At 66.9% G+C, this 16,252-nt stretch carries 13 protein-coding genes and 1 riboswitch; of the genes, 11 read left to right on the forward strand and 2 right to left on the reverse strand.

Annotation, left to right across the window (positions count from 1 at the left end):
• Positions 1 to 295 precede the first annotated feature (295 nt).
• A complete protein-coding gene (gene glmM, locus WFK98_RS21120; RefSeq protein ID WP_266340260.1) occupies positions 296 to 1,639 on the forward strand; it encodes a phosphoglucosamine mutase in 1,344 nt (447 codons plus the stop codon).
• A gap of 278 nt (positions 1,640 to 1,917) precedes the next feature.
• The gene (locus WFK98_RS21125; protein ID WP_266340261.1) at positions 1,918 to 2,703 is read left to right on the forward strand and encodes an outer membrane protein; all 786 of its coding nucleotides are present in this window, start codon (positions 1,918 to 1,920) and stop codon (positions 2,701 to 2,703) included.
• 110 nt (positions 2,704 to 2,813) lie between these two features.
• On the opposite strand, the gene WFK98_RS21130 is transcribed toward WFK98_RS21125, so the two are convergent.
• Entirely contained in the window at positions 2,814 to 2,936 is a 123-nt protein-coding gene (locus tag WFK98_RS21130) for a hypothetical protein (protein ID WP_266340262.1), read from the reverse strand.
• Positions 2,937 to 3,105: 169 nt separating this feature from the next.
• On the opposite strand from WFK98_RS21130, the gene WFK98_RS21135 reads away from it, so the two are divergent.
• Both WFK98_RS21135 and serA read left to right on the forward strand, forming a co-directional pair.
• Positions 3,106 to 4,278: a phosphoserine transaminase gene (locus WFK98_RS21135; protein WP_336801622.1), complete on the forward strand. Its 1,173-nt coding sequence runs from the start codon at positions 3,106 to 3,108 to the stop codon at positions 4,276 to 4,278.
• 207 nt (positions 4,279 to 4,485) lie between these two features.
• Positions 4,486 to 6,072, forward strand: coding sequence for a phosphoglycerate dehydrogenase (gene serA, locus WFK98_RS21140; RefSeq protein WP_266340264.1), 1,587 nt, complete (start codon positions 4,486 to 4,488; stop codon positions 6,070 to 6,072).
• A gap of 257 nt (positions 6,073 to 6,329) precedes the next feature.
• On the opposite strand, the gene WFK98_RS21145 is transcribed toward serA, so the two are convergent.
• A complete protein-coding gene (locus WFK98_RS21145; protein WP_336801623.1) occupies positions 6,330 to 7,259 on the reverse strand; it encodes a DMT family transporter in 930 nt (309 codons plus the stop codon).
• A gap of 146 nt (positions 7,260 to 7,405) precedes the next feature.
• On the opposite strand from WFK98_RS21145, the gene WFK98_RS21150 reads away from it, so the two are divergent.
• The 7 genes from WFK98_RS21150 to WFK98_RS21180 all read left to right on the forward strand — a co-directional run bounded on the left by WFK98_RS21150 (position 7,406) and on the right by WFK98_RS21180 (position 16,018).
• The gene (locus WFK98_RS21150) at positions 7,406 to 7,918 is read left to right on the forward strand and encodes a ClbS/DfsB family four-helix bundle protein (RefSeq protein ID WP_266340266.1); all 513 of its coding nucleotides are present in this window, start codon (positions 7,406 to 7,408) and stop codon (positions 7,916 to 7,918) included.
• Between the two features lie 134 nt (positions 7,919 to 8,052).
• Positions 8,053 to 9,708 (forward strand): mucoidy inhibitor MuiA family protein, encoded by a 1,656-nt coding sequence (locus tag WFK98_RS21155; protein WP_336801624.1) that lies wholly within the window; start codon positions 8,053 to 8,055, stop codon positions 9,706 to 9,708.
• Between the two features lie 150 nt (positions 9,709 to 9,858).
• Positions 9,859 to 11,151, forward strand: coding sequence for an adenylosuccinate synthase (locus WFK98_RS21160; protein ID WP_266340268.1), 1,293 nt, complete (start codon positions 9,859 to 9,861; stop codon positions 11,149 to 11,151).
• A gap of 49 nt (positions 11,152 to 11,200) precedes the next feature.
• Positions 11,201 to 13,081, forward strand: coding sequence for a hypothetical protein (locus tag WFK98_RS21165; protein ID WP_336801625.1), 1,881 nt, complete (start codon positions 11,201 to 11,203; stop codon positions 13,079 to 13,081).
• A gap of 27 nt (positions 13,082 to 13,108) precedes the next feature.
• Positions 13,109 to 14,026, forward strand: a complete 918-nt coding sequence (gene yegS / locus WFK98_RS21170; RefSeq protein WP_336801626.1) for a lipid kinase YegS — start codon at positions 13,109 to 13,111, stop codon at positions 14,024 to 14,026.
• A gap of 52 nt (positions 14,027 to 14,078) precedes the next feature.
• Positions 14,079 to 14,184, forward strand: a riboswitch (TPP riboswitch).
• A 64-nt stretch (positions 14,185 to 14,248) separates the two neighbouring features.
• Positions 14,249 to 15,046 carry an ABC transporter permease gene (locus tag WFK98_RS21175; RefSeq protein WP_336801627.1) on the forward strand — a complete coding sequence of 266 codons (798 nt, stop codon included), beginning with the start codon at positions 14,249 to 14,251 and terminating at the stop codon, positions 15,044 to 15,046.
• A 27-nt stretch (positions 15,047 to 15,073) separates the two neighbouring features.
• Entirely contained in the window at positions 15,074 to 16,018 is a 945-nt protein-coding gene (locus tag WFK98_RS21180) for an ABC transporter substrate-binding protein (protein WP_336801628.1), read from the forward strand.
• Positions 16,019 to 16,252 lie beyond the last annotated feature (234 nt).

Raw genomic sequence — 16,252 nt, forward strand, 5'->3', positions numbered from 1 at the left:
TTGGGGAAGGAGAGTGCCCCCTTGCCATCCGTTCCCGCTCGCGAAAATGCACTTTGCGTGTCGGGCTGAAATATTCGGCGTCCGAACGGTTCTTCCGGCGCAGGAATCCGGATTCTCCAATCAAATCTGTACCTTGCGGTAAAAATACTGGAGCGGGCCGTCGGCGTCGCGAGAGCCCGCGCTGCACGCGCCGGCTGTGGCCTGGGGAGCGTGTAACAACTGCTCATGAATTTTGAACTGTTTCGCCGCAATGCTGGTCTATGACTGCCGGCGATTCAGGAGACGGATTCGACGCATGGCTCGCAAATTCTTCGGTACCGACGGCATTCGTGGCAAGGCCAACGCCTTTCCGATCACCCCGCAACTTGCGCTGCAGGTGGGGATCGCCGCGGGGCTCGCGTTCCGGAACGGCGGCCACCGGCACCGCGTGGTGATCGGCAAGGATACGCGCCTCTCGGGCTACATGATCGAGCCGGCGCTGACCGCCGGCTTCACCGCCGCCGGCATGGACGTGTTCCTGCTCGGCCCGATGCCGACGCCGGCCGTCGCCATGCTGACGCGCTCGCTGCGCGCCGATCTCGGCGTGATGATCTCCGCCTCGCATAACCCCTACGAGGATAATGGCATCAAGCTGTTCGGCCCGGATGGCTACAAGCTCTCGGACGAGACGGAAGCCAAGATCGAGGCGCTGATCGAGGAAGATCTTTCCGGCCGCCTGGCGGCCTCCGCCGATCTCGGCCGCGCCAAGCGCATCGACGGCGCGCAGGAGCGCTATGTCGAGTTCGCAAAGCGTACATTGCCGAAGACGCTCGACCTCGCCGGCCTGCGCATCGTCATCGATTGCGCCAATGGCGCCGCCTACAAGGTGGCGCCCGAGGTGCTGTGGGAACTCGGCGCCGAGGTCATCACCATCGGCGACAAGCCGAACGGCTTCAACATCAACCTCGATGTCGGCTCGACCGCGCCGGACGCGCTGCGCAGGAAGGTGCATGAGGTGCGCGCCGACATCGGCATCGCCCTCGATGGCGACGCCGATCGCGTCATTATCGTCGACGAGAACGGCGAAGTGGTCGATGGCGACCAGCTGATGGCGGTGGTCGCCGCTTCCTGGGCCGAGGATGGTCTGCTGTCGCAGCCCGGCATCGTCGCCACCGTCATGTCCAATCTCGGCCTCGAGCGCTATCTCGACTCGCTCGGCCTGTCGCTGGCGCGCACCAAGGTCGGCGACCGCTATGTCGTCGAGCACATGCGCAACCACGGCTTCAATGTCGGCGGCGAGCAGTCGGGCCATCTGATCCTGTCGGACTTCTCCACCACCGGCGACGGCCTCGTCTCGGCGCTGCAGATCCTCGCCGTCGTGCGCAAAACCGGCAAGCCGGTCAGCGAGGTCTGCCGCCGCTTCGAGCCGGTGCCGCAGATCCTGAAGAACCTGCGCTTTGGCGGCGGCAAGCCGCTGGAGGTCGCTAGCGTGCAGGCGGCAATCGCCGAGGGCGAGGCGCGGCTCGGCCGTTCCGGCCGTCTTGTCATCCGTCCTTCCGGCACCGAGCCGCTGATCCGCGTCATGGCCGAGGGCGACGACCACGCCCTGGTCGAGGCGGTGGTCGACGACATCATCGGCGCGCTGAAAGAGGTCGCCTGAACGGCGGCGGCAGTTTGTCGCAGGGGCGCAATTCTGCCGGTCGGGCCATCTGCCCGGCCGCCTTCGCGTCCATTCCGGTCCGGATGGCCGAATTGCGAGAGTTTCCACGGCATATTCGGCGTTCGTCCTGTGCGAAGATGCTTAATCTTCCGTTGCGGCAAGTGCATCGTGGTTAAAAGTTGTGGTTAATCCGATGTTAAATAGTTCCGGTTGAACTCCTGTCCCATGTGAATTGCGGGATCGCGCGCGCCGTGGCCCGACCTTGGATGGGGAATAGGATGACCAAGTCTCGGATACTGGCGCTCGCGATTGCCGCGGGCCTTTGCGGCAGTGTTTCGGGCGGGACGGCGGTGGCGGCGGATCTGCCCTATGTCGAGCCGGTGCCTGTGCCGCTCGCGGTCGGCGGCTGGTACCTCCGCGGCGCGATCGGCATGAGCAACCAGCGCCTCGGCAATCTCGACTACCAGTATTTCGAAACGCCCGGCTACGCGACCGAGTGGATCAACAAGGGCGATTTCTCCTCCGCCCCGACCTTCAGCCTCGGCGGCGGCTACCAGTTCAACGACTGGTTCCGCGCCGACGTGACCGGCCAGTATCGTGGCAAGGCGGACTTCCACGCTTCGCAGCGCGTGACCGACCTCGGCAACGAATCGGTCTACAGCGACGACTACACGGCGCGTAAGTCCGAGTGGCTGTTCCTCGCCAACGGCTATGTCGACCTCGGCACCTATCACGGCATCACGCCCTATGTCGGCGCCGGTATCGGTACATCGCGCAACACCATCTCAGGCTTCCGCGACATCAATACCGAACTGGGCGCGAGCGGCTATGCCGGCTCCGATTCGCAGTGGAACTTCGCCTGGGCGCTGCATGCCGGCCTGGGCTTCAAGGTGACCGAGAACCTGATCTTCGATCTCGGCTACTCCTATCTCGATCTCGGCAATGCGCGCACGGACACGGCCTACAACACCAATCCTGCCTATTCCCGTGCCAATGACGGCTTCAAGTTCAAGAACATCACCTCGCACGACGTGAACTTCGGCATTCGCTACCTGTTCAACTGAGCGGCAGCCGGCGCGCCGGAGTCAGATGCATCGACTTGGAAAGCCTGTCGCCTCCCGGTGACGGGCTTTTGCCATTCCGGGCCGTGGCGATGCCGCACCCGTCGGCGCGGCTAGAACCAGCCCTGCGATTTCGCCGTCTGCAGGACCGTCAGGATGACGATGAGCACGAGCAGGACCAGTTGCCCGGACGGGCGATAGGGCGGGCGGCGCGGGGACTTGCCGTCGATCTGCATGGAACCTCTGCAAGGCGGGTGGTCGGATGTCAGCCTCGCTCCATGTAGGCGCCGAGGGGCCGTTCGACAAAATCTTCGTCCTCGTCTTGCTTTCCCTCCAGGCCAGGCGTAAACGCGTCGGCGGGACACGCCTCCCCAACGAGGCGCTCACTATCTGAGAGGGTAGATCATGGCTGATCTCGCCACGCCCGGCCGCCGGCCGGTGAACGCTAACTATTCTTCCGGCCCCTGCGCCAAGCGTCCTGGATGGACCTTCGAAGCGCTCAAGGATGCGGCCCTCGGCCGATCCCACCGGGCCAAGATCGGCAAGACCAAGCTCCAGAAGGCAATCGACCTGACCCGCGACGTGCTCGGCGTTCCCGCCGACTATCGCATCGGCATCGTGCCGGCTTCCGACACGGGCGCCGTCGAGATGGTGTTGTGGTCGATGCTCGGCGCCCGTGGCGTCGACATGCTCGCCTGGGAATCTTTCGGCGAGGGCTGGGTCACGGATGTCGTCAAGCAGCTGAAGCTTGAAGACACCCGTACCTTCAAGGCCGACTACGGCAAGCTTCCCGACCTCAATCAGGTCGATTTCGACCGCGACGTCGTCTTCACCTGGAACGGCACCACCTCGGGTGTCCGCGTTCCGAACGGCGACTGGATCGACGCCGACCGCGCCGGCCTGACCATCTGCGACGCCACCTCGGCCGCCTTCGCGCAGGATCTCGCCTGGGACAAGCTCGATGTCGTCACCTTCTCCTGGCAGAAGGTGCTCGGCGGCGAGGGCGCCCACGGCATGCTGATCCTGAGCCCGCGCGCCGTTGAGCGGCTCGAGACCTACAAGCCGGCCTGGCCGCTGCCGAAGATCTTCCGCATGACCAAGGGCGGCAAGCTGATCGACGGCATCTTCGTCGGCGAGACGATCAACACGCCGTCCATGCTGGCCGTCGAGGATTATCTCGACGCGCTCACCTGGGCCCAGTCGCTCGGCGGCTGGAAGGCGCTCGCCGCCCGTGCGGACGCCAACCTCAAGGTGCTGGCCGACTGGGTCGAGAAATCAGACTGGATCGACTTCCTGCCCGTCGTCGAGAATACGCGCTCCAACACCTCGGTCTGCCTGATCATCACCGATCCGGCGGTCAAGGCGCTCGACGACAAGGAACAGGCCGCCTTCGCCAAGGCGATCTCGACCGCGCTCGACAAGGCCGGCGTCGCCTATGATATCGGCTCCTACCGCGACGCCCCGGCGGGCCTGCGCATCTGGGCCGGCGCCACGATCGAGGCCTCGGATCTCGAAGTCGTCACCGAGTGGCTCGACTGGGCCTTCGCATCGCAGAAGGCCGCCCTCCAGGCGGCCTGATTCCCAGCGCGTTCCGGCCGGGGTTCGCCCCGGCCACCATTTTCATTCCCCGTTTGATGCGCCAGCTTGTCCCTTTGGCGTCATCCCCGCGAAAGCGGGGATCCATCCAGTTCCAGGCTTCGGCCGGATGGATCCCGGATCTCCGCTTCGCTTCGTCCGGGATGACGACGGATGGTGACGGTGGCGAACCCAAAGGAACCATTCAGCATGGCACCGCGCGTTCTCATTTCCGACAAGCTCTCCAAGACCGCCGTCCAGATCTTTAAGGATCGTGGCGTCGAGGTCGACTACCTGCCCGACCTCGGCAAGGACAAGGAGAAGCTGCTCGAGATCATCGGCAACTATGATGGTCTCGCCATCCGCTCGAATACCAAGGTGACTGAGAAGGTGATCGCCGCGGCGAAGAACCTGCGCGTCATCGGCCGCGCCGGCATCGGCGTCGACAATGTCGACATCCCGGCCGCGACCGCCAAGGGCATCATCGTGATGAACACGCCCTTCGGCAATTCGATCACCACTGCCGAACACGCGATCGCGATGATCTTCGCCACCGCCCGCCAGATCCCCGAGGCCAATGCTTCGACCCAGGCCGGCAAGTGGGAGAAGAACCGCTTCATGGGCGTCGAGGTGACGGGCAAGACGCTCGGCATCATCGGCTGCGGCAATATCGGCTCGATCGTCGCCGAGCGCGGCGTCGGCCTGAAGATGCGCGTCATCGCCTTCGATCCGTTCCTGTCGCCCGAGCGCGCCGTCGATCTCGGCGTCGAGAAGGTCGAGTTGGACGAGCTGTTCCGTCGCGCCGACTTCATCACCCTGCACACGCCGCTGATCGACAAGACCCGCGGCATCATCGACGCCAAGGCGATCGCGCAGATGAAGGACGGCGTCCGCATCATCAACTGCGCCCGCGGCGGCCTCGTCGTCGAGAAGGACCTGGCCGAGGCGCTGAAGTCCGGCAAGGTCGCCGGCGCCGGCTTCGACGTGTTCGAGGAAGAGCCCGCGACCGAGAACGTCCTGTTCGGCCTGCCCAACGTCGTCGCGACGCCGCATCTCGGCGCCTCGACTACGGAAGCGCAGGAGAATGTCGCGCTGCAGGTCGCCGAGCAGATGTCGGACTACCTGACCAAGGGCGCCGTCTCCAACGCGCTGAACATGCCGTCGATCACGGCCGAGGAAGCGCCGCGCCTGACGCCGTTCGTCAAGCTCGCCGAGCAGCTCGGCTCCTTCGCCGGCCAGCTCACCGAGAGCGGCATCAAGGCGATCCGTCTCGAATATGAGGGCGACGTCGCCGAGATGAACGTCCGCGCGCTGACGGCGGCGGCGCTTGCCGCCGTGCTGCGGCCGCAGCTGCAGACCATCAACATGGTCTCGGCACCGGCCGTCGCCAAGGAACGCGGCATCGCGGTCGAGGAAGTCCGGCGCGAGCAGCAGGGTGCCTATGAGAACTATATCCGCCTGACCGTGACGACGGAGCGCCAGGAGCGTTCGGTCGCCGGCACGGTGTTCGGCGACGTCAAGCCGCGCATCATCCAGATCAAGGGCATCAACATGGAAGCCGAGCTCGGCCCCCACATGCTCTACGTCACCAACAAGGACAAGCCGGGCTTCATCGGCCGCTTCGCCAGCCTGCTGGGCGGCGAGGGCATCAACATCGCCACCTTCAACCTCGGCCGCAAGGCCGCCGGCGAGGATGCGATCGCTCTGATCGGCCTCGACGAGGAAATCTCCGATAGCGTGCTCGACCGCGTCAGCGGTCTCGAGGGCGTCGTTCAGGCCAAGCGCCTGAACTTCTGAGATCCTCTCTCGGCACTGGAATGAAGAGGGCGACGGGCAACCGTCGCCCTTTTTTTCTTGGGCTCTCGTCGGCGGGACCAGACGTCTCCGTCATCTTTGCGAAAGCAGGGATCCATCCATCCGCACGAGCGGGCACTTCACGCGGCGGCCAACCCGGCTGCATGGATCCCGGGTCTTCGCCCGGGATGACGGCGAGGGTGCGGAGGGGCAGGGGCGTTCGGCCGTGACCTGACAGTGCCCAGCGGCCGGTTCGAGAGTCACCGCCCGAAGGCGCGGATCCTGGAGAGGCTCAATTGCGCCAGCGCGATGCCGCCGATGATCAGCGCATAGCCGGCGCCGTGATACCAGCGCGGCTGCTCGCCGAGGAAGAGGATTGCGATGATCGAGCCGAAGACCGGCAGCAGATGGAAGAACGGACCGGCGCGGTTCGGCCCGATCAGCGCGACGCCGCGGTTGAAGAACATGTAGGCGACGACGGACGGGATCACGACGACATAGGCGAGCACGGCGAAGGTGAGCGGCGTCGCGTGCATGAACTTGCCGGAGGCCATCTCCCAGATCCAGAACGGCAGGATCATCGTCGCGCCGGCGGGAATGGTGAAGCCCAGCATCGACAGATAGTGGATGCGCGGGCTCTTCTTCAGCAGCGCCGAATAGAAGCCGTAGCAGCTGATCGCCAGCAGCATGATGATGTCGCCGATGTTGAGCGTCAGGTGCAGCAGCACCATCGGGTCGCCGCGGCAGATGATCAGCACGACGCCGGAGAGCGACAGGCAGACGCCGGTGATCTGCGGTGCCGTCATGCGGTCTCGGAACAGGATCAGCGACCACACGCCGATGACGAGCGGGGCGATCGACTGCATCAGGAGGCCGTTCAGCGCCTCGGTATATTGCAGCCCGTAATAGGCGAGCGTGTTGTAGGCGCCGATGCCGGATGCGGCGAGCAGCAGCATGATGGCGAGGCTGCCACGGATCGCCGGCCAGTCGCGCTTCAGATGCGGCCAGGCGAAGGGCAGGATGATCAGCGATGCCCCGGCCCAGCGCACCTGCGCCAGCGCCACCGGCGGGATCGAGCCGGCGACATAGCGTCCGAGCACGATGTTGATCGCCCAGAACAGGAAGGTGAGGGCGAGCAGCAGATAGGGCCGGTTGAACAGCCAGGCGAAGGCTCGCGGAAGCAATGACATGAACTGGCCCCGGACAGCGGAACGTCTGGATAGCCCCGACGGGGCGTCGCTGCCAAGCCTCAACCGTGCGCCCGGACGGGATCGACGGTTTGCGAAGCGCGGGCGCGAGGGCTATGCCATCCTGCAACCGAGGATGGAGGGGCTCGATGGCGGTTCCGGACGGCAAGGATGCACTTCTGGAGGCGATCGACGACGCCTATGCCAGGCTGATGCGGGAGCTCGCCACCATTCCCGCCGATCGGACCGGGGAGAAGACGCTCGACGGTCATGCGAAGGGGACCCGCATGAGCGTGCGGGACCTCGTCGCCTATCTGACCGGATGGAACGAGCTGGTGCTGAAGTGGCATACGCGGCGGGACGCCGGCGAGCCGGTCGACTTTCCGGAAACCGGCTACAAATGGAATCAGCTCGGCGCGCTCGCGCAGAAGTTCTATGCCGATTATGACGGCCTCTCCTTTGAACAATTGCTGCAGCGCCTGGCCCAGGCGAAGGATCGCCTCGTCGCGCTGATCGAACGCCATGACGACGCCGCGCTCTATGGGACGCCCTGGTACGAGAGCTACACGATGGGCCGGATGATCCAGTTCAACACGTCGTCGCCCTATGCGAATGCGCGCGGGCGGTTGCGCACGTGGAAGAAGGCGAACGGCATCGCCTGAGCGGCGAGGGGCGTTTTTCACGAGATCCGCGCAATTGTGGCGCGGCGATACCACAATCGCGCGTTATCCGGCGGAATGCTCGCCGGCAGGTCCATGGATGGCGGCGTTTCATCTTGAGGGGAATCCAGACGGCCATGAAGATCCTCGCTCTGTCCGTGGCGGCGCTTGCCGCCTGCAGCGCCCACGCCCTTGCCGCCGACCTGCCGCTCGGCAGCCGGGTTACCGCCGTGACCGTGCATCCGCAGGGGGCGGCCGTGCTGCGCGAGGCGACGTTCGCCGTGCCGGCCGGCGTCAGCGTGCTGGTGGCCGACGATCTGCCGGCTGACATGGTCGCCGACAGCCTGCGGGTGAAGGGCATGGCCGCCGGCGGCGTCACCATCCGCTCCGTCGAGACGCGACCGGGCAGGGCGGATGCCGGCGCCGATCCGGCCCGGCAGTCGATCGCCGTCGAAATCGAGGCGCTGCGCGACCAGGTCGCCGCGCTCGACGACCGGCTCGCCGCCCTCGACCTCCGGGTGAAGTTCATCGACCAGCTGGCCGAGAGCGTGCCCGAGGGGCTCGCCAAGGGCATGGCGGAAGGCAAGTCGATCGGCAATTGGGTCGAGACCGCCGAAGGCCTCGGGCTCGAGCGGGAGAAGATCGACCGCCAGCGCGCCGCGCTTCGCATCGAAAAGCGCGGCGTCGAGAAGACCATCGCCGAGCGGCAGAAGGCGATGGATGCGCTGCCGCCGTCCCTGCCGAAGCTGACGGCGCGGATCGAGCTGCAGGCCGACCAGCCGGCGACGGGCCAGCTGACGCTCGGCTACCGCACCGAGTCGGCCGGATGGAGCCCCGCCTACGACATCTCGCTGGCGCTGGGCGAGACGGCGGCCGAGCCGAAGCTGGAACTGATCCGGCGGGCCGAGCTGCATCAGGAGACCGGCGAGGACTGGTCCGGCGTGGCGTTGACGTTGTCGACGACACGGCCGGCCGAAGGCACGCAGCCGCCCGAGCTCTATGAGAGCGTCGTTCGCTTCATGCCGCGCTTCGTCCAGGAGCCGGCGCGCGAATCGCTCGCCATCGCGCCGCCGGCCCCCGCCCCGATGGCGCCATCCCGGAAGATGGCCGCGGGTGGCGCGGATGCCGAGGCGGTGGGGCAGGCGGAGGCCGTCGCCGATTTCGGCGATTTCCGTGCCGAATACCGGATTGCCGAGCCGGTTTCGATCGCCTCGGGCGAGGGCAATCGCTCGGTGCGGATTGCGACCGAGACCCTGGCGCCGACGATCGAGGTGCGCGCGGTGCCGGCGGTGAGCGATGCCGCCTTCCTGACGGCGCTGTTCAAGAACCGGTCCGGCGCGCCCTATGTCGGCGGCAATGCCGTGCTTTACCGTGATGGCGTCTTCGTCGGCACGGTTCCGCTCGGTTTCGTCGCGCCGGATGGCGAACTGACGCTCGGATTCGGCATCGACGACAAGGTGAGCGTCACGCGAACGACGCTCGACCGCAAGACCGGCGAGCGCGGGCTGATCTCGTCGGAGAAGACCGACGAGCGGCGTTATCGCATCAAGGTCGAAAACCGCCACGCCCGCCCGATGGCGATCGTCGTGCTCGACCAGTTGCCGGTTTCCGAGGCGGCGGCCATCACCGTGCAGTCGCTCGCCGAGGCGACGCCGCCGACGGAGAGCGCCGTCGACGGGGCGCGCGGCGTGGTTGCCTGGCGCTATGATTATGCCGCCGGCGAAACAAAAGAGATCTTGAACGCCTTTGCCGTGCGTTGGCCGGCGGATCAGGACGTATTCTGGGAGAATTGAGGGGCTGAGATGCTCTCGCGGGGGTCGCGCGGGGCAGATGGAGTCTATATAGTCCGCGCGCCTCGTCCTGGCGGCTCGCCGGGGTGAGTCCTATCGCGTGCCGCGCAGCGTGGCATCAGCAATTGGCTTGACGTCGAAGAGGGAAGTTCAATGGCGAATGTAGTCGTCGTCGGATCGCAATGGGGCGACGAAGGCAAGGGCAAGATTGTCGACTGGCTCTCCGAGCGCGCCGACATCGTCGTGCGCTTCCAGGGCGGACATAACGCCGGCCATACGCTCGTCATCGACGGCGTCTCCTACAAGCTCAGCCTGCTGCCGTCCGGCGTCGTGCGTCCGGGCAAGATGGGCGTCATCGGCAATGGCGTCGTCGTCGATCCGCATGCGCTCGTGGCCGAGATCGGCCGCCTCGAGGCGCAGGGCGTCAAGGTCGGCCCCGACAATCTCCGCATCGCCGAGAACGCCGCGCTGATCCTGTCGCTGCATCGCGAACTCGACGCCTTCCGCGAGAACAGCAATGCCGGCACCCGCATCGGCACCACCAAGCGCGGCATCGGCCCGGCCTATGAGGACAAGGTCGGCCGCCGCGCCATCCGCGTCATGGACCTCGCCGACCTGCCGGCGCTGCGCGAGAAGATCGAGCGGCTGCTGGCGCACCACAATGCGCTGCGCCGTGGCCTCGGCCAGGAAGAGATCCTCGCCGAGACGCTCTACGAGGAGCTCGCCTCGGTCGCCGACAAGGTCCTGCCGTTCATGGATTCGGTCTGGCAGCTGCTCGACCGCGAGCGTCGCGCCGGCAAGCGCATCCTGTTCGAGGGCGCGCAGGGCGCGCTGCTCGACATCGACCACGGCACCTATCCGTTCGTCACCTCGTCCAACACCGTCGCCGGCCAGGCCTCGACCGGTTCGGGCGTCGGCCCGGGTGCCGTCGGCTACGTGCTCGGCATCACCAAGGCCTACACGACGCGCGTCGGCGAGGGTCCGTTCCCGACCGAGCAGACCGGCGAAGTCGGCGATTTCCTCGGCACGCGCGGCCATGAATTCGGCACGGTGACGGGCCGCAAGCGCCGTTGCGGCTGGTTCGACGCCGTGCTGGTTCGCCAGACGATCCGCACCTCCGGCATCACCGGAATCGCGCTGACGAAGCTCGATGTTCTCGACGGCCTTGAAGAAATCAAGATTTGCGTTGGATATAGGCTGGACGGCCGCGAGATCGACTATCTCCCGGCATCCCAGGCGGCGCAGGCCCGGGTCGAGCCGATCTACGAGACGCTGGAAGGCTGGAAGGATTCCACCGCCGGCGCCCGTAGCTGGAACGATCTGCCGGCGCAGGCCGTGAAATATGTCCGTCACGTCGAGGAACTGATCGGCGCGCCCGTTGCGCTCCTGTCGACCAGCCCGGAACGAGACGATACAATTCTGGTTCAGGATCCGTTTCAGGACTGAGGTTGTCGATCGCAGGCGCCGGTTCGGACGTAGTTAGTAGAATGGGACGATGACCGACTATTACGCGGTATTGAAAAAGGCGGTTTCCGGGTTCGAGAGCGAATCCGGCGACGCGCGTCGTTCAGTTTACGACAAGGCGCGCACGGCGCTGATCGGACAGCTGAAGTCCATCGACCCGCCCCTGACCACGTCCGAGATCTCGCGCCAGCGCCTGGAACTGGAAGAGGCGATCCGCAAGGTCGAGCGCGAGGCGAGCGCCGCGCGCCCGGCCCCGGTCCGCGTCAGCGCCGCGGCGGCCGTTGCCGAGGCGCTTGCCGTCACGCCCGAGCCGGTCGAGCCGGAGCCGGTCGAACAGCTCGAAGAAGAGCTGGAGGCGGAGATCGCGCCGCCGCCGCCTCCGCCGCCCCTGCCGACGCCGGCCTCGCAGCCGGTCGTGGCCCGCCCGCGTCCGGCCGCCGAGCCGCCGCGTCAGCAGCCCGCCGCGCCGACGCCGGCCCCGGCGCCCGTAGCGCCTCCGCCGCAGGCCGCCGAGGCCGAATTCTTCCATGACGAGGCCGACGAGGCGCATGCGTCCGAGCCCGAGATCGAGGCCGACTGGCACGAGCCCGAGCCGCCGCAGAAGCCTTCGCGCCAGCCGCCGCCGGTGCAGCCGCAATGGCCGCAGGTCTCGCCCACGCGCCCGAGCGCCTATGATCGCGCCGCGCCGCAGGGCCGTCGCGAGCCGACGATGTCGGCGCCGGAACCGGCCGACGAGCCCCGCTTCGACGCGGATCTCGAACATGACCACGACCATGACGACAGCCGTCATTTCAGCGCCGACGCCGACTGGGCGCCCGAGCCGCTGCGCGCCACGCCGATGGGGAATGACGCTTTCGACGAGCCGCGCGAGCGCCGTCCGTCGCGTCGCGAGCGCAACCGCGAGGCTGCCGAGCGTCCCGCCGTTTATGTCGAGCGCACCAAGCCTTCGCGCTGGCCGACGATCATTCTGCTGGTCCTGATCGCGCTGATGCTTTGCGGCATCGCGGCGCTGGTCTGGTCGCAGCGCAGCGTTGTCAAGGACGTGATCGGCGACCTGATCTCGTCCTCCGATACCGGCGCCAAGACCGCGTCGAACGAGGACGCGCCGCCGACGCTTTCGGCGCCCGCGAGCAGCAAGAATTCCGATCGCCTCGGCGGCGGCGCCGCGGAAGAGGCGCCGGCGAAGTCGGTCCGCACGGTCGATGCCCAGCCTTCGTCGGATGGCGAGGAAGCCGATCCGCTCGCCGGCGTGATGACGCCGGAGGGCACCGGCTCCGCCGCCCCGGCCCAGGCGCCGGCCGCGGCCGAGCCGGCCGATACGGCCCCGGCGGCCTCGGCTCCCGCCGCGGCGCCCGCGGCCGGAACGGCTGATGAGTCGCTCGTCGCGCAGAAGGCAATCCTCTACGAACAGCCGACCGACGGCACCCAGAACGTCAAGGTGGTTCCGGCCAATGTGACGTGGAAGTTCAACGCCAATTCGCCGAACGGCCCGGAGATCCAGGCCAATCTCGACGTGCCCGAGAAGGGCATGAAGGTGACGCTGAACATCCGCAAGAACAATGACAGCGCGCTGCCGGCGAGCCATCTGGTCGAGATTGTCGTGGATACCCCGGCGAATTTCGCCGGCGGCGGCGTCAAGTCGGTGCCGGCACTGGTGATGAAGCCGACCGAGGAATCGCGTGGCCAGCCGCTCGACGGCGCCGCTGCCAAGGTCGCCGACGGCTTCTTCTGGATCGCCTTCTCGAACGACGCCCAGCCGATGGCGCAGAACGTCGCGCTGCTTCGTGAGCGCAACTGGATCGACCTGCCGATCGTCTACAACAACGACCAGCGCGCGATCCTGACCTTCGAGAAGGGCACACCCGGCCAGCGCGTCTTCGACAAGGCGATGACCGCCTGGGGCAACAAGTAGCGCCACGCCAACCTCGCGGGATGAACCATGAAAGTCCGGCTCATCCTGCATGGCAAGGCGGCGCGCGATCCGCGCGTGCGTGAGGCCGTCGGCGCCGTCCGCGCCGATGGCCATGTTGTCGAGGTCCGCGTGACCTGGGAGGCGGGCGACGCCAGTCGTTTCGCCCGCGAGGCCGTCGCGGAAGCGCGCAAGGGCGCGATTGACTGCATCGTCGCCGGCGGCGGCGATGGCACGGTCAACGAGGTGTTCGCCGCCTCGCTCGCGGCCGAGCCGCCGGAACGCTGCTCGTTCGGCATCCTGCCGCTCGGCACCGCCAATGATTTCGCCCGTTCCACCGGCATTCCCGTCGACGACCTGACGGCGGCGCTCCGGCTCGTCACCACGACCCCGGCGCGACGGATCGATGTCGGCAGCCTGAACGGTCGCGTCTTCGTCAATCTCGTCTCCGGCGGCTTCGGCTCGCGCGTCACCGTCGAGACCGATCCGGAGCTGAAGAGCCGGCTCGGCGGCCTCGCCTATGTCGTCACCGGCGTCACCCGGTTTCGCGAGCTCTCGGCCAATAGCGGCCGCTTCCGCGCCGAAGGCTTCGAGTGGGAAGGCAGCTTCCTGGCGCTCGCGATCGGCAATGGCCGCCAGGCCGGCGGCGGCATCGTGCTCTGCCCGGAAGCCCGCATCGACGACGGCCTGCTTGACCTCGCCATCCTGCCGGAACTCACCGGCGATGCTCGGCTCGAAGCCTTCACGCAGTTGTGGCGGCAGGGCGCGGCGGCCGTCGAGAACATCCAGATCAGGACCCGCAGCGCCTGGATCGAATATGATTCGCACGAGGAACTGCACGTCAATCTCGATGGCGAGCCGGTGAAGACGCGGCATTTCCGCGTCGAGTGCCGGCCCGCCTCCCTTCGCGTCCACCTCGGCTCCACCCCGCTCGACGGCACCGCATAGCAGCTCCGCTCTGCCGGCCCCTTGCACGGGGAAGCATCCTCGGCCATGCTCGCCCCATTCCGAGGGGTGTTCGCGAACGCGAGCTGAGATGGCCTGGGGCCGAACCCTTCGAACCTGATCCGGGTCATGCCGGCGAAGGGACGGGAAGCTGGTTCACGACGTCTGCTCGTTTCCATCGCCATGCGCATGGCCTCGTCCGATCTTCGGAGGAGCGGCTTCGCCATGGTGGCAAGGGCAGAGTTTGAGGGAACTGTGCGACGGCATGGCTGGGCCGGCGGCCTCGCGCGCGGGCTCGCCGTCGCCGTCGCCCTGATTGCCATCTGGCAGATCGTGATCGTCGTCTTCGCGCCGCCGCCCTTCATGCTGCCGCCGCCCGCGCGTGTCTGGCGCGCCCTCGTCGAGCGGCCCGATCTCTGGCGCCGCGACGCCGTCACCACGCTGATCGAGACGATCTCAGGCCTCGTTACCGGTGCGCTCGCCGGCGTCGCGCTGGCGCTGGTCATGACCTTCGTTCCGGCGATCCGGCGCATCCTGATGCCGCTGCTGATCGTCACCCAGGCCTTTCCCGTCTTTGCCATCGCGCCGCTGCTCGTGCTCTGGTTCGGTTTCGGCATCGGCTCGAAGATCGTCATGGCGACGATCGCCATCTTCTTTCCGGTCGCGTCCGCTTTCCATGACGGGCTGGCGCGCACCGATGCCGGGCTGATCGACCTGAGCCGCCTCTACCGGGCCAGGCGCTGGCAGGAAATCCTCTATCTGCGCATCCCCGACGCGCTGCCGGCGCTGGCCTCCGGACTCCGCGTCGCCGCTGTCTACGCGCCCGTCGGCGCGCTGATCGGCGAATGGGTCGGCGCCTCGTCGGGGCTTGGCTACGCCATGTTGATGGCGAACGGCAGGGCGCAGACCGACGTCGTCTTCGCCGCGCTGGCGCTTCTCGCCGCCATGGCCGTGCTGGTGCGCGCCGCGGTCGAGATCGCCACGCGCCATATCGCCCCTTGGGCGCCCGAAACCATCCGCTAATCCCCTCGACCTGCAAAGGAAACGTCGATGAAACCCTTCCTCCGGCTCGCGGCGCTCGGCCTGGCCGCTGCCCTGACGATCGGCCCGGTCCAGGCGGCCGACAAGCTGACCGTCCTGCTCGACTGGTTCTACAATCCCGACCATGCGCCGCTGGTGATCGCCAAGGAGGGCGGCTTCTTCGAGAAGCACGGCCTCGACGTCGAGATGATCGCGCCTGCCGACGCCAGCGCGCCGCCGCGCCTCGTCGCCGCCGGCCAGGCCGATATCGCGATCACCTATCAGCCGGACCTTATGCTGCAGGTGAAGGAAGGGCTGCCGCTGACCCGCATCGGTACGCTGATCGAGACGCCGCTCAACGCGCTGATCGCGCTCAAGGACGGGCCGATCAAGACGCTCGCCGACCTGAAGGGCAAGAAGGTCGGCTATTCGGTGGCGAGCCTGCAGAACGCCTATATCGGCGCCGTCCTCGCCTCCGTCGGCCTCAGCGAGAAGGATGTCGAGATGGTCAACGTCAACTTCAACCTCTCGACCTCGCTGATGTCTGGCCAGGTCGATGCGGTGATCGACGGCTATCGCAACGTCGAGCTGATCCAGCTCGGCCTCGAGGGCAAGCCGGGCATCGCCTTCTACCTGGAGGAGCACGGCGTTCCCGCCTATGACGAGCTGATCTACGTCACTCGCAACGAGCTTCGCGACGACCCGCGCATGGTCCGTTTCCTGGCGGCGGTCGAGGACGCGACGATCTTCCTGACCAACCATCCGGAAGAGGCGCTGGCGATGTTCCTGAAGTTGCACAAGGACCTGGATGACCAACTGAACCGCGACTCGTTCCTGGCGACGCTGCCGCGCTTCGCCAAGCGCCCTGCCGCCCTCGATATCGGCCGCTATGACCGCTTTGCCGAGTTCATGAAGGCGAGGGGGCTGCTCGATTCGATCCCGCCGATCGACAGCTACGCGATCGCGCCGCGATAGGACGGATCGGCATCGATATGCCGGCGCAATCCGTCACCTCTCGCTGAGGGAGGCCTTCGCCCAGCACTAACCTCAGTATTTTGAGGTGGCCGGAGGGCCGTCTCGAAGCACGCAGGGCGGCGTCGGTACGGAGATTTTCCTCTCAGGTGGTGCGTCCTCCGAGACGGCTTGCAGCGCAAGCCGCCTCAGGATGCTGGAGATCGAGACCTGTAGAACCTCAAGGGTTGCGTGAGA

Origin of the sequence: Kaistia sp. MMO-174 (assembly GCF_037147815.1) — a bacterium.
Classification (GTDB): Bacteria; Pseudomonadota; Alphaproteobacteria; order Rhizobiales; family Kaistiaceae; genus Kaistia; species Kaistia nematophila.

Coding starts and splice junctions, on each gene's coding strand:
- glmM (WP_266340260.1), top strand. CDS start 296: ATGGCTCGCAAATTCTTCGGTACCGACGGCATTCGTGGCAAGGCCAAC.
- WFK98_RS21125 (WP_266340261.1), top strand. CDS start 1,918: ATGACCAAGTCTCGGATACTGGCGCTCGCGATTGCCGCGGGCCTTTGC.
- WFK98_RS21130 (WP_266340262.1), bottom strand. CDS start 2,936: ATGCAGATCGACGGCAAGTCCCCGCGCCGCCCGCCCTATCGCCCGTCC.
- WFK98_RS21135 (WP_336801622.1), top strand. CDS start 3,106: ATGGCTGATCTCGCCACGCCCGGCCGCCGGCCGGTGAACGCTAACTAT.
- serA (WP_266340264.1), top strand. CDS start 4,486: ATGGCACCGCGCGTTCTCATTTCCGACAAGCTCTCCAAGACCGCCGTC.
- WFK98_RS21145 (WP_336801623.1), bottom strand. CDS start 7,259: ATGTCATTGCTTCCGCGAGCCTTCGCCTGGCTGTTCAACCGGCCCTAT.
- WFK98_RS21150 (WP_266340266.1), top strand. CDS start 7,406: ATGGCGGTTCCGGACGGCAAGGATGCACTTCTGGAGGCGATCGACGAC.
- WFK98_RS21155 (WP_336801624.1), top strand. CDS start 8,053: ATGAAGATCCTCGCTCTGTCCGTGGCGGCGCTTGCCGCCTGCAGCGCC.
- WFK98_RS21160 (WP_266340268.1), top strand. CDS start 9,859: ATGGCGAATGTAGTCGTCGTCGGATCGCAATGGGGCGACGAAGGCAAG.
- WFK98_RS21165 (WP_336801625.1), top strand. CDS start 11,201: ATGACCGACTATTACGCGGTATTGAAAAAGGCGGTTTCCGGGTTCGAG.
- yegS (WP_336801626.1), top strand. CDS start 13,109: ATGAAAGTCCGGCTCATCCTGCATGGCAAGGCGGCGCGCGATCCGCGC.
- WFK98_RS21175 (WP_336801627.1), top strand. CDS start 14,249: ATGGTGGCAAGGGCAGAGTTTGAGGGAACTGTGCGACGGCATGGCTGG.
- WFK98_RS21180 (WP_336801628.1), top strand. CDS start 15,074: ATGAAACCCTTCCTCCGGCTCGCGGCGCTCGGCCTGGCCGCTGCCCTG.